This is a genomic window from Hyphomonas sp. (assembly GCF_965284475.1).
GTDB lineage: Bacteria > Pseudomonadota > Alphaproteobacteria > Caulobacterales > Hyphomonadaceae > Hyphomonas.
Window position 1 is genome coordinate 84,388 of sequence record NZ_OZ260087.1, and the last position, 13,284, is coordinate 97,671.

Sequence of the window (13,284 nt, forward strand, 5' to 3'; positions counted from 1 at the left end):
TTCGAGGGATTCCGGGCTATACGGGCCTCACAAGCAGAGAGGCGCGATATGATTCCCCGGTACACCCGTCCTGAAATGGCTGAAATCTGGTCTCCCGAGACACGTTTTGGCATCTGGCTCGAGATCGAAACGCTTGCCGCCGAAGCCATGGAAAATCTCGGCATCATACCAGCGGGCGTCACGCAGGCCGTGCGCGAGCGTGGCACGTTCGAAGTCGAGCGTATCGACACGATTGAACGCGAAGTGAAGCATGACGTCATCGCCTTCCTGACCAATGTCGCAGAACATGTGGGCGGCGAAGCCCGCTTCCTTCACAAGGGCATGACCTCGTCAGATGTACTCGACACCTGCCTCAGTGTTCAGCTCGTTCGTGCCGCCGATCTTCTGATGACAGGTCTCGACCGTGTGCTCACCGCCCTTGAAAAACGCGCGCGTGAGCACAAGTTCACCCCCACAATTGGTCGCAGTCATGGAATACATGCAGAACCGACGACGTTCGGCCTCAAGCTGGCAACGTTTCACGCGGAATTCCAGCGCGCACGGACCCGCCTCGAAATGGCGCGCGAAGAGATCGCGACCTGTGCAATATCAGGTGCAGTCGGTACGTTCGCCAATATCGACCCGGCCATCGAAGCGCACGTTGCCGCCAAGCTTGGCCTTATCGTCGAGCCTGTTTCCACACAGGTTATTCCGCGCGACCGCCATGCCATGTTTTTCGCCGTGCTGGGCGTGATCGCATCATCGGTCGAACGCCTCGCCACCGAAGTGCGCCACCTGCAGCGGACTGAAGTGCTGGAAGCCGAGGAGTTCTTCTCTGCCGGACAGAAGGGCTCATCTGCCATGCCACACAAGCGCAATCCCGTTCTCACCGAAAACCTGACGGGTCTCGCACGGCTCGTCCGGTCGGCCGTTACGCCTGCGCTGGAAAACGTCGCCCTTTGGCACGAACGCGATATTTCGCACTCCTCCGTCGAGCGCGGTATCGGTCCGGACGCAACGATTCACCTTGACTTTGCCTTGCACCGCCTCGCGGGTGTGGTGGAAAACCTTGTTGTTTATCCAGAGAACATGCTGCGCACGATTGAAAGCATGGGCGGCCTTCACAATTCCCAGCGCATCCTGCTCGCACTCGTCGAACATGGCATCAGCCGCGAAGATTCCTATTCCCTCGTTCAGCGAAACGCCATGCGCACCTGGCGCGGCGAAGGCAATTTGCTCGACCTGCTCAAGGCAGACCCGGACGTATCAGCGAAGCTTACTGACGCTGACCTCGAAAACCTGTTCGACCTCGAATATCACTTCAAACATGTCGACACGATTTTCGAACGCGTTTTCGGAACCGCTTGAAGGCATACTCTTCACACTGAGTTCTACCAGATAAAAAACACCCCGCAGCACGCTGCGGGGTGTTTTGTCATGTACTGGGCAACGCCTGACTAGAATGTCGTGGACAGGCTGGCCGAGATGGTCGTGCCGCGCTCATACGTATTGTACTCGGTACGGCCTATTTCGCTTTCAGACGTCTGATACTCGGTGTGCTTTTCACCCAGAAGGTTACGCCCTTTCAAACCGAGCGACAGTTCCCGGCCAGCAATCGTGAAGTCACGATTGTAGACGAGATCCAGCTGTATACCGGGATCTTCGATCACGTCCGGCAGTGCTGCCGCGCCCACGCCAAACCCACGCTGCAGGATACGTTCATCAACCCAGCCGACGAGAAGCGTCATCTGCTCGACGTCGCTTTGCCAGCCAAATTGTGCGTTCAGAATGTTTTCCGGCGTGCCCTGAAGGTCTGATCCATCAAGCCCGAAAAGGGATGCATCACGGAGTGAACGCGAGATTGGATCGAACACCTGATCCTCATCCTGTGCCTGGACTTCAGAAGCCGTGTAAGTGTAGTTCGCCGAGAACAGCCATTCGCGATCATCCATCCAGGGATTGGAGATCGGCATGCTGAAATTGGTCCTGTATTCGAGCTCCGCACCATACAGCTCTGCTTTCGGGCTGTTGATGAAGGTTGTCTCGAACACGAAAGACGCTGTCGAATACTGCACTTCCTCGATCGGATTCTTGATGTCCTTGTAGAACGCTCCCAGTGTCACGAACTGATTGCGACCAAGATAATATTCCAGGCGAGCGTCATAGTTTTTCAGTTCGCTGTCCACCAGGCCACTGTTCCCGCGGTAGGTACGATCAGTCTCTGGATCAACGAAGGACGACAGTGCAAGTTCGCGAAATTGCGGACGGGCAATCGTTTGCGAATAGCCGGCACGCAACTGCAGGTCGTCTGCAAAGTTCCATGTCAGGGTCAACGCAGGCAGGACATAGTCGTTGCTGAGATTCACGTCACCAGCACCCTGATTCCCGAACCGGTCGAACGTCTCCACGGTTTGCTCAGCATCTTCGTACCGGAAGCCAACCGTTCCGCGGACATAGTCGAGAATGTCCAGCTCCGTCTGCACATAGAATGCGTTGACATCGAGCGCACCTGAATAGGAGTCATTTGGCGTAATGACTTCCTGCAGGAAAAACCGTGCAGGATCGATATTGTCGGGAGAAAACAGGTAATCAGGTCGTGCGGCCTGCGCGTCTGCCGGCAGGGCGTTACCACCGACGAAGCGAAGGGACAGATAGTTGTAGTCGCGATCAGTCGACGCAACGTCAAAACCACCTGACATCACCAGTTCCTTGGCGTTTCCGATGTCCACAGTATACGTGGCGTCCGCACCAAAGCTGGCAATCGTGTCCTCAAGGTCGGAGAAGACAATGTTGTAATTGTTAGCCGTGGAATACAGTGGCACGCCATCCGCATCGGGGCTGCGACGGAGTGAACGGTCATAAGGCGCGTCACGTGTGGAGACAGCATATGCGCCGCGCCAGTTCAGATCCAGGTCTCCAATTCCATGTTCACCGCGCAACTGGAAGAATGCCAGTTCACGTTCGAACCAGCCGCTCGATTCATCAAAGATCTCACCTGTGGCGCCCGGTGCGTTGAAGTCCGTGCCGGTGGTGATTTCTGCCTGCTTCGAAGTCGTATGGACATAGAACATTGTGGCCTGGATCTCGTTTTCGCCCCAACCGATGGAGCCTGATCCGAGCGCATTAAGCGTGGCATCATAAGTTGTAGAGAACTGGTTCTGGTCGCTGCCGAGCACGCCAGCTTCTACTGATTGACGGATGGCATCTCTGGTTGTCCATCCAGAGTCAAAACCGACAACGCCGATCAGGCCGATATCGTACTGGCCTTTGTCAAGGATCAGGCCGCCCTCGATCGAGCCACTTGGATCCGGACCGAGCTCACCCTGCTGGATGACCGACAAGGGCGAATTGACCAGGCTCTCGCCAATGGTCTCGATCTGTTCTGGGGTTTGATCGCTCAGCCGTTCTCCGGATGCAAGAATTGCAGCCAATGGTCCCGGAATGTCCCGGAGGCCGTCATCGTAACCCGACCAGTCGAGGTCGCCGCCATTGACGTACAGTCCATCTGATCCAGTCGTTTCAGTGTTGGCCGAAATGCCGCCCTTGACCGTCAGAAAATTCTCGGACGGCTGGCGAAGCGTCTGAAGGTCAATCACACCACCGCCAAATTCACCCGGATAATTGGCCGAGTATGTCTTCTGGACGGCCGCACCAGCCAGGACGCTCGACGGGAACAGGTCAAGCGGCACAGTACGACGCAGAGGTTCAGGGCTTGGAAGCGGTGATCCGTTGAGCAAGGCCGACGAATACCGATCGCCAAGGCCCCGCACGAAGGCGAAGCGTCCGGATACGATGCTCAGACCACTGAGACGGGTCAGGGCAAGCGCCGCGTTGGAATCGCCTTGACGCGCCAGATCCTCGGTCGACAGGAAAGTCGCAACCTGGGACGTTTCACGCTGCGGTTCCGGAATGAACTGCCCGCGCACGACCACAGTCTGGAGGGTGCGGCTCTCTTCGGGCGTTTCTGCAGGAGGTGTTGCTTCCTGCGCGCCCGCGACGGGCGATAAAGCAAGCATGATTGCTGTCGACAGCAACCATTTGTATTTGACGGAAGTGATGTGCATTTTTCTTGACCTAGCTTGGCGTGGATCTGAGGCTTCCAATCGAGAACCTCGGTATCTGCCCTGAAATGAAAGTGCCGGGATGGCGCACGGCTTGCGTGGCCATCCCGGCGGTTCTCAACTTAACAAGGATCGCTGGCTTCGAGGCCGCACGACCAACCCTGCCACCAGGTGTCCGAGGCGTTCTCGACGGCACCGATATAGTCGACTGGCTCAAGGTCAGCAGACAGGCCCGTTACATCGAAGGCCGTGACGGCCGACTCGGCTGCACCATTGATGAAACTGTTGATCAGGGTGCTTGCCGTTGCCGTGGAGTTATTGGTGCCCGCTGCGATGGCTGCTGTTGCAGCACCCGGATCGGAGTTTGCCGTTTCCACGCCAGCGGCGCAATCAAACAGCACCGAGTTGAACGCCGGGTCCACACCTGCCTGGTAACCTGCCACGCCATTGCCTGCCGAAGATTCCCAGCGGAAGCATTCCGTGACTTCCTTCACCACGCCATTGACGTAGGTGCCGACCGTACCTGTGTTCAGGCGGAAAGCGTTACCGCCAGCTTCACCAAGGAAGGTGAAGTTGGAGACCTTGGCATCGGAAGGCGGCGAAATGCCTGCAACCGAGCTGGCTTCAACCATGTTGTCACCACCGGCCGCACGCTGCTTCACGATGACGAACTGAATGCTGCCATTGTAGCCATTGTCGGTGTCGAGCGAGTCATCATCATTGCCCGTCAGCACGAGGTGCGTTGCGTTCACCCCGCCGCCGAAGAATTCGATACCGTCGTCCGAACTGTTATGGACCTGGACATGATCAACCGTCGTACCCGTACCAACACCGGCTAGCGTGATCCCGTTCAGCTCATTGCCCGTCGTAACCTCGAAACCGGAATGCTTCATCACCGTGTAACGCAGTGAACCGCTATTGTCGGTTGGCACGGCACCGCCGTAAACCGCATCAGGATTGGTCACGCCTTCAACCACGTTGTCACAATCGACTGTCGCAGGCGTCGCTGCATTGCGGCAGCGGTTGATCGGCGCGCGGCCGAGGATAACCAGACCGCCCCATTCGCCAATAGCGTTTTCCGGGTTTGGTTGCGTACCGGTGACATCAGCTTCGGATGTCAGGACGACCGGATTTTCCTTTGTTCCGTTCGAGAATATCTGGGAGCCGCGGTTCACGACGATATAGTCTGCGCCGCTTCCGCCGAAGAGGGTGACGCCGGACTCAATCGTCAGAGTGGCTGGATCACCATCAGCAGCCGCACCATCGGCACCGACATCTACACCGACACTCACACGTCCAACAACTTCGTAGATATTTCCGCGCGTCAGACGAACATCATCGGTGATCACACCTGTGATGCGGCAAACCGTTTGGTCGTCGATTTCGAGACCTGAATCGGTCGTACCGGTCGGACACGTCGGATCAGGGAAAAGACCAAATGACCAACCGGATGCCCAGTTCTGGGTTTCCGTTTCGGCCGGACCAAAGGCGCCGATATAGGTCGTCGCATCGAAAGATGCAGACAGCGTTGTCGCATCAAATGGTGTGACAGCTGCTTCGTTCGGGCCAGGGAAGAAAGATGCGGCGAGCGTGCTTTCCGTTGCTGTCGAGTTATTGGTGCCCGCAGCGATTGCCGCTGTTGCAGCACCCGTATCGGAGTTTGCCGTTTCCACGCCAGCGGCGCAGTCAAACAGGACCGAGTTGAACGCAGGGTCTACACCCGCCTGGTAGCCGGCCACGCCATTACCCGCCGAAGCTTCCCAGCGGAAACATTCAGTGACGTCGGTCACGATGCCGTTGACGTATGTGCCGACCGTACCTGTATTCAGGCGCAGGGCGTTGCCGCCTGCATCACCGACGAAGGTGAAGTTGGAGAACTTGGCGTCGGACGCAGGCGAGATACCTGCAACCGAGCTGGCTTCAACCATGTTGTCACCGCCAGCCGCACGCTGCTTCACGACAGCATACTGAATGCTACCATTGTAGCCATTGTCGGTGTCGAGCGAGTCATCATCATTGCCCGTCAGCACGAGGTGCTTGGCGTTAACCGTGCCGCCGAAGAATTCGATGCCGTCGTCCGAGCTGTTGTGGACCTGGACATAATCAACCGTCGTGCCCGAACCAACACCCGCAAGCGTGATGCCGTTCAGCTCGTTGCCCGTGCCGATTGCAAACCCGGAGAAGCGCAATGAGACGTAACGCAGTGTACCACTGTTGTCCGTCGGGTCAGCGCCGCCGTAAACGGCGTCAGGGTTGCTCACGCCTTCAACCACGTTGTCGCAATCAACTGTCGCCGGCGTTGCGGCATTGCGGCAGCGGTTGATAGGCGCCTGGCCCAAAATCACAAGGCCGCCCCATTCACCGATATTGTCGCCGCCAAAATCATTCGACGGATCGCTGTCCGCGCGGCGGACAAGGTCGTTCGCGCTGGTCATGACGATCGGATTGGCTGCATTACCGTCTGCATCGATCTGTGAACCGCGATTGACGACGATATAATCAGCACCGGAACGACCGAAAACAGTCACGCCTGGCTCGATGGTCAGCGTTGCCGATGTTCCGTCAGGGTCCGTGCCGTCAGCACCGACGTCTACGCCGATATCCACCCGGCCGTCGACGGCATAAGCGATGCCCGAAACAAACGGAAGCGTCAGGTCGGCGAGATAGGTGCCGGAAAGGTTACAGGTCGTGAGGCCGCCGACTGCAGCGCCTTCCGTGAAACCTGCCGGGCAGGAAGCGGTACCGCCGCCGCCACCGCCGCCACCGCCACCGCCACCAGGAGGCGTGCCTGGATTGCTTGGCCCCGGCGAAGCAATGTTACTTCCTTGCGAACACGCTGCTGCTAAGCACAGCGCAAGCGCGCTAACCGACCTGCGAAATATCATTGGAACCCCTTAAATTAACCGTTGGACAGGCCGACTCCGATGCGGCCCCGTCAGCGGCTCAATAGCTGTCGGCCATGACAAACAATTAACGGATATATTTCGCTTTTAAGACACTCAGAAGTCATTCTGGTATTGAGGCAGGGTCGCTCACAGGACTCACACTTCCATAGCAAGTGCCGTCACAAAACTTTCGCGAAAACGACATGTGAGCGCGTTAAATCCAGAATAATTGAGCGCCAGTTGAGACCCAGAGGAATAATGCAACCAAGGGGGCTGCCTCGGTGGAAAATATGGATCTTATTTACAGACTGGAGGGGCGCCTGATCGATCTTGAGCTGAAGGTCGCGCAACTTGAGAAGACCCTGGCTGAATTGCCGACGGCCGAACCGGCCATTCCGGAAGAGGCGCAAAAGCGTATTTCTGCCGGCGAACACCCGGTTCGCGTCATGCGCGAACTGAGATTGCTGACACAAAGTCAGTTGAGCGAATTATGCGGTATTCGTCCCAATCACATATCGGCAATCGAGCGCGGCCAGACGTTTGGCCTCAAGACAGCGCGCAGGCTGTCAGAAGCACTGGACGTGCCGGCAAGCGTGCTGTTTTGAATGGTTTTGATGTCCAGATGACAGAAAACCGTACATTATCAGGACAACATCCAATTATTGAGTATCAAAACGATGATCTGCAATTCAGCTTGGCATTATTGACCTGTTTGCTTCATCAACATTCTAAATACCCGAGCCCGGCGATGGCTCACCTGTTTAACAGGTAAACCGGCAATCCAATCCGGGCAGGGATTTTGCAGTCAGAGTCGAATATGAGCCAGATAGACATTCTTTCGAAGAAGGCACTGCATGTCCTGCCACGCCTGCGCGTTGGCCTCACATTCCTGCTGGTCGCGATTCTGGGGCTGCTGTCTGCGCGTTTGCTCTGGCTCCTCGTCGAACCAGGCGGCGCGGTCAGCCATCCCTTGCGCTTGCCCACCACAACCGCCGCCGCATCGGCAAATTCCAATCTCGCCTCTGCCGACCTCACCCTTTTGACGCGCTCAAGCCGCTTCGGAACGCAGGCGCCCGGCGGTGACATTATTCCGGATGCACCTGCGACCAGTCTCAACTTGACCCTGAAGGGCGTGCGGTTTGTCGCGTCAGACACCCGCGAGCTTACTTCCCGCCAGGTTCCAACGGCTATCATCCTCACCCCGGATGGTCGGGCGCTGACATATCATCCCGGCGACGCGATCATTCAAGGCGTCACCCTTGATCGGGTCCTGCAGGACCGCGTCCTCATCCGCAAGTCAGGCGCGCTGGAAACGCTGGTGATGGACAGCAGCAGTGATTCACTGGCTGTCCTCTCGCGTGCTGGAGAAAGCGGCTTGATCGAAGGCGCGCCCCGTCCTGCCACGATTTCTCAGTCGCCGACTGCCATTGTGACCCGGTCATTGCTCGCATCGGTCGACATCGCTCCCGTATATCTGGAAGGGGTCCTGACGGGCTATCGCATCACGTCCCCACGCTCACCATCCGACCTGTCAGGCACTGGCCTCCAACCCGGTGACCTTGTCACAAGGGTTGAAGGCAGGCCTGTCGGAGAAATCGACATCCAGAGCTTCACGGAGCGGCTGTCGAATTCAACCGAGTTATCCATGACGGTACAGCGCAACGGCGCTTCTGTGCCCGTCACGCTCCGCTTCCCTGAGGGAGATTAGAATGAATTTCCGCATTGGCCTGTCGGCAGTTTTGCTGGCCTCCACAGCCTTGCCCGCCTTCGGACTAACCGGAGAGTCTGCGAAGGAATCGTCACGTCATGTGCTTAATTTTGACGATGTCGAACTGAGTTCGCTTATTGCCGATGTTTCCATCGTGACCGGATACACTTTCATCGTTCACCCCGATGTTCGCGGCAAACGCGTCACCGTCACATCATCCTCGCCTCTCTCGAAGGAAGGCGTCTTTGATGTCTTCCTGTCCACGCTGCGTGTTCATGGCTTCACGGCCATTTCCGCCGGCAAGGACACCTATCGCATTATCCCGGAGCAATCCGCCGTCAGCGAAGCGGGAACGCGTTCAACAGGCGCCAACAGTCTGGTCACTGAGATCATCCACCTCAACAATTTCAACGCGCTGGAAGCAGCGCAAATGGTGAAGCCGATCGTCGACGCACAAGGTCAGGTGATCGCCAACCCGCGTTCCAACACATTGGTCGTTGTCGACTATGGCTCGAACATTCCGCGCATCCGTCAGCTGGTCGCCGGACTGGACGAAGATCGTACGCGCACCGAAACAATTTCGCTCAGGAACATTCCATCGGGAGAAATGGAATCAATCCTGATGGCGCTGCAAAAGTCTGGTAGCGAGGAATCTTATGCCTCGAACTTCCAGGCAATTGCATCCCCTTCCGGCAACGCGATCGTGATACGCGGCGACGACCTGATGGTTGAACGTGCCTTGAAAGTCGTGAACCAGCTGGACGCGACCGACCGCGTCGAAGATACGCTCCGCGTCATCTCCCTGAAGAATGCTGACGCTGCTGACATTGTTCCCATCCTCGAAAAAGTCGCAGGTGCCATGGCATTCAGGCGCGGCGAGGCGGGCGGCGAAGTAACGCCCAGCACCATCGCCTTCCATGACTCTACCAACTCGCTCGTCATCAACGCCCCGGGCGAAACGCTGCTTACCCTTGAACGCGTAATACAGGACCTCGACAAGCGCCGCGCCCAGGTCCTCGTCGAGGCCATCATTGTCGAGATGTCCGACGACACTGCGCGTGAACTCGGCCTGCAGTTCCTGCTCAGCGGCACGGGCAATTCGTCAGTACCATTCGTCTCGACGAATTATTCGCGATCGGCCCCCAACCTGCTGGCTCTTGCAGGTGCCCTGAGCGGCGACACACCCTTCAATAGCGGTGATACGAATCCTTTCGCCTCTGCTGCAGTTTCGTCCCTGCTTGGCCTGTCAGGCATAAGCGCGGGTGTTGGCGGCCAGGATGGGAACACACTGTTCGGCGCCATCCTGACAGCCGTGGAATCCGACAAGAACTCTCGCGTCCTGTCGAAGCCGTTCAACATGACACTGGACAACGGAACCTCTTCCCTCCTCGTTGGGCAGGAAGTCCCGATCATCACCGGAACGGTTCTCGGCGCCGACAATACCAACCCCTACCAGACTGTAGATCGCAAGGAGATAGGCGTCCGGCTTGACGTCACGCCGCGCATTTCGTCAGACGATGCCGTCCGTCTGGAGATCAACCAGGAGGTCTCCAGCATCGATGGTGCCATTTCGACAGCGACGTCGGATCTTGTCTTCAACAAACGCCAGATCACAACGGATGTCCTCGCCGACAGCGGTGAAATAATCGTCATTGGCGGGTTGATCCAGCAATCCGATACGATCGCCAACGAAAAAGTCCCCATTCTCGGCGACATGCCGGTTGCGGGTCGCCTGTTCCGGTCAGAAGGCAAGGCGACCAAGCGCACCAACCTCATGGTCTTCATCCGCCCAACCGTCATCCGCGACCGCGAGAGCGCCCGCGAAGTCACTTCGCGCAGCTATCGCTTCGTGCGCGCCGAAGAACTCTGGAACGACAAGAAGTCGAACGTGAATTCACTGGACGCGTTTGTCAGCGAAGTTCTCGGGTCACCACCACCGCAATAATCCCATGAACACACACGCCGCCTCTGCCCGTCAATTCACCTACGCCTTTGCCAAGGAGAAGGGCCTCATCGTGATGCCTGATCGCGATACGCTAACCGTAGGCGTACGCACAGGTGCTGACGCGATGTCGCTCATAGAGGCACGCCGGGCGCTCGGATGTCCCCACGCCATTGAATCGCTTGATCCGGCAAGTTTCGACCGTGCCCTGACAGCGGCCTTCAGCCAGGGACCGCTCGGCAATACGGATATCGAAGCCGCCGTCGCCAGCCGTGGCGGACTCGAGAGCCTGATTGACGACATACCCGAAGCTGCTGACCTGCTCGGTGGCAGCGATGATGCCCCCGTCATCCGATTGATCAATGGCCTCATCTACGAGGCCATGAAACGCCGGGCCTCTGATGTCCATATTGATCCGTTCGAAGACAAGCTATCCATCCGTTACCGGATAGATGGAGACCTCGTCGAAGTCCTCACACCGCCGCGCAAACTGGCGGCCCCCCTCGTGTCTCGCATCAAGGTCATGGCCCGCCTTGATATCGCCGAAAAGCGCCTGCCTCAGGACGGGCGCATCTCGCTTCAGGCTGGCGGTCGCTCGATCGACGTCCGCGTGGCCATCCTGCCAACGCGCTTTGGCGAACGCGTCGCGCTACGCCTGCTCGACACGCAGAATGCGCTTCTCACACTTGAACAGCTCGGCATGGATTCCGACACCTACCAGCGCTTCGATCAGGTGCTCGGCCAACCCAATGGCGTGATCCTGGTCACTGGCCCTGTCGGCTCAGGTAAGACGACGACACTTTATTCATCCATCTCGCGTCTGAATACCGGCAACGTGAACATCATGACGCTGGAAGACCCCGTAGAGTATGGCCTGCCCGGCATCAGCCAGACCCAGATGGACTCCAAAGTCGGCCTCACCTTCGCCCGGGCCCTGCGCAATATCCTGCGTCAAGATTTCAACATCGTCATGGTCGGTGAGATCCGTGACCTTGAAACGGCCGAAGCAGCCTTTGAGTTCGCATCGACTGGCCGCCTCGCTTTCTCCACCCTCCACACCAACAGCGCCGCCGGTGCAATCACCCGCCTGCGCGACATGGGTGTCGAGACCTATCTCATGGCATCCACCCTGCGCGCTGTGATGGCGCAACGCCTCGTGCGAAAGCTCTGCGATGTCTGCAAGGAACCTGCGACAGCCGGAGCGGCCGAATACGAAGCGCTCGACCTGCCACATGCCGATTCCTTTACCCATTACACGCCCAAGGGCTGCATGGCCTGCGGCAATACCGGCTTCCATGGCCGTATCGCCATTTACGAACTTCTCGTCGTCGACAATGCCGTGCGCAACCTGCTGCATGCTGATGCGACCGAGGATGCCATTGAGGCCGTCGCCTTCGCCGACCATCACCGCCTGATCGAAAATGCGCGGCGTTACGTATTCTCTGGCGAGACAAGCGTGACCGAAGTGCTTCGCGTCTGCCGCAAGGAGACCCGCGATGGCAGCGTTTGAGTACATCGCTGTCGATAATGGCGGTAAGCGCACGCGCGGCGTTATCTCAGCTGACAGTCCCCGCGCGGCCCGCAAGGAATTGCGGATGCGGGACCTCATGCCGGTTGACGTCTCTCCGCTCAATGCGAAGACAGCCCGCGGGGGCAAGGGCGCGAGCGGACGCATATCCGAAAAGGACCGCGCCCTGCTTGCGCGCCAGCTCGCCGTCCTGCTCCAGTCCGGCCTGACGGTCGAACAGGCCCTGACAGCGGCCGCCAGTGACGCCAAGCCGGAAACCATCGCCATCCTCCACCGGGTCCGCAACGAAGTGACAGAGGGCTCGCGTTTTGCCGATGCGCTGGGCACGGCTCCGCGCGCTTTTCCACCCTTGTTCAAGTCGGTCGTTGCCGCTGGCGAGATGTCAGGGCGTCAGGGCGAGGTAATGGAACGCCTGGCCGTCTATCTGGAAAACACCTGGCGCCTTCGCCAGAAGGTCCAGTCCGCCCTGATCTATCCCGCACTACTCGCCACACTGGCCATTGGCATGGTCGTCGCCCTGATGATCCTCGTCGTGCCTCGGCTCATCGAACAGTTCGACATGTTCGATGCGGACCTGCCCTGGCTGACCGAGCAAGTCATCGGACTTTCCAACCTTCTGCGCAACTGGGGTTTGCTCATCGCGATAATCATCGTCGGCGGAGTCCTTCTTCTCACCCGCATCATGCGCGCACCCGCCATTCGTGAGATGGTGGACCGGCTCGTTCTACGCCTTCCCATCGTCGGCAATCTCGCACGCACGGTCTCAGCTGCACGTTTCGCCCGCATTTTCGCAACCCTGTCTTCATCCGGCGCAACCGTTCTTGAGTCGCTCCAGGCCGCGCGCGGCGCCATGTCCAACAGCGTCTTCCGCAAGGCAACCGACGAAATTGCCTTGCGGGTCAGCGAAGGCGCCTCCTTCGCTGCGGCCCTGAAAGGCACAGGCGCATTCCCGCCAATGATGGTCCACATGGTCGCCAGCGGCGAAGCAGGCCGCGACGTTTCCGGCATGATGACGCGCGCAGCCGAGTTCCTTGAAGAGGAATTCGAGAACGCCACATCGACCGCGCTCAGCCTGATGGAACCTATCATCATCGTTGTGCTCGGCGGCCTTGTCGGCATGATCGTCTTGTCGATCATGCTCCCCATCATCCAGCTTAACACGCTGGCGCTGCAATAGCGCC

The 13,284-nt window shown here is 58.3% G+C and carries 8 protein-coding genes; 6 read left to right on the plus strand and 2 right to left on the minus strand.

The window, feature by feature from the left end; translation table 11 throughout:
• Nucleotides 1-48: 48 nt before the first annotated feature.
• Nucleotides 49-1,347: an adenylosuccinate lyase gene (gene purB, locus ACQ66M_RS00400; RefSeq protein ID WP_430401289.1), complete on the plus strand. Its 1,299-nt coding sequence runs from the start codon at nt 49-51 to the stop codon at nt 1,345-1,347.
• 89 nt (nt 1,348-1,436) lie between these two features.
• Here purB and ACQ66M_RS00405 read toward each other — a convergent pair whose 3' ends face one another.
• The gene (locus ACQ66M_RS00405; RefSeq protein WP_430401291.1) at nt 1,437-4,043 is read right to left on the minus strand and encodes a TonB-dependent receptor domain-containing protein; all 2,607 of its coding nucleotides are present in this window, start codon (nt 4,041-4,043) and stop codon (nt 1,437-1,439) included.
• Nucleotides 4,044-4,162: 119 nt separating this feature from the next.
• The gene (locus tag ACQ66M_RS00410) at nt 4,163-6,925 is read right to left on the minus strand and encodes a hypothetical protein (protein ID WP_430401293.1); all 2,763 of its coding nucleotides are present in this window, start codon (nt 6,923-6,925) and stop codon (nt 4,163-4,165) included.
• Nucleotides 6,926-7,215: 290 nt separating this feature from the next.
• On the opposite strand from ACQ66M_RS00410, the gene ACQ66M_RS00415 reads away from it, so the two are divergent.
• The 5 genes from ACQ66M_RS00415 to gspF all read left to right on the plus strand — a co-directional run bounded on the left by ACQ66M_RS00415 (nt 7,216) and on the right by gspF (nt 13,280).
• Complete coding sequence (locus ACQ66M_RS00415) at nt 7,216-7,530, plus strand: helix-turn-helix transcriptional regulator (RefSeq protein WP_430401295.1); 315 nt, start codon at nt 7,216-7,218, stop codon at nt 7,528-7,530.
• Between the two features lie 212 nt (nt 7,531-7,742).
• Entirely contained in the window at nt 7,743-8,633 is an 891-nt protein-coding gene (locus ACQ66M_RS00420) for a type II secretion system protein N (RefSeq protein ID WP_430401297.1), read from the plus strand.
• A 1-nt stretch (nt 8,634) separates the two neighbouring features.
• Nucleotides 8,635-10,578, plus strand: a complete 1,944-nt coding sequence (gspD, locus tag ACQ66M_RS00425; RefSeq protein ID WP_430401299.1) for a type II secretion system secretin GspD — start codon at nt 8,635-8,637, stop codon at nt 10,576-10,578.
• A gap of 4 nt (nt 10,579-10,582) precedes the next feature.
• Nucleotides 10,583-12,085: a GspE/PulE family protein gene (locus ACQ66M_RS00430; protein ID WP_350170962.1), complete on the plus strand. Its 1,503-nt coding sequence runs from the start codon at nt 10,583-10,585 to the stop codon at nt 12,083-12,085.
• On the plus strand, nt 12,072-13,280 hold the full coding sequence (gene gspF / locus ACQ66M_RS00435) for a type II secretion system inner membrane protein GspF (RefSeq protein WP_350170961.1): 1,209 nt from the start codon (nt 12,072-12,074) through the stop codon (nt 13,278-13,280). The genes ACQ66M_RS00430 and gspF overlap by 14 nt, the downstream gene beginning before the upstream one ends.
• Nucleotides 13,281-13,284: the final 4 nt, after the last annotated feature.

Coding starts and splice junctions, on each gene's coding strand:
- purB (WP_430401289.1), top strand. CDS start 49: ATGATTCCCCGGTACACCCGTCCTGAAATGGCTGAAATCTGGTCTCCC.
- ACQ66M_RS00405 (WP_430401291.1), bottom strand. CDS start 4,043: ATGCACATCACTTCCGTCAAATACAAATGGTTGCTGTCGACAGCAATC.
- ACQ66M_RS00410 (WP_430401293.1), bottom strand. CDS start 6,925: ATGATATTTCGCAGGTCGGTTAGCGCGCTTGCGCTGTGCTTAGCAGCA.
- ACQ66M_RS00415 (WP_430401295.1), top strand. CDS start 7,216: ATGGATCTTATTTACAGACTGGAGGGGCGCCTGATCGATCTTGAGCTG.
- ACQ66M_RS00420 (WP_430401297.1), top strand. CDS start 7,743: ATGAGCCAGATAGACATTCTTTCGAAGAAGGCACTGCATGTCCTGCCA.
- gspD (WP_430401299.1), top strand. CDS start 8,635: ATGAATTTCCGCATTGGCCTGTCGGCAGTTTTGCTGGCCTCCACAGCC.
- ACQ66M_RS00430 (WP_350170962.1), top strand. CDS start 10,583: ATGAACACACACGCCGCCTCTGCCCGTCAATTCACCTACGCCTTTGCC.
- gspF (WP_350170961.1), top strand. CDS start 12,072: ATGGCAGCGTTTGAGTACATCGCTGTCGATAATGGCGGTAAGCGCACG.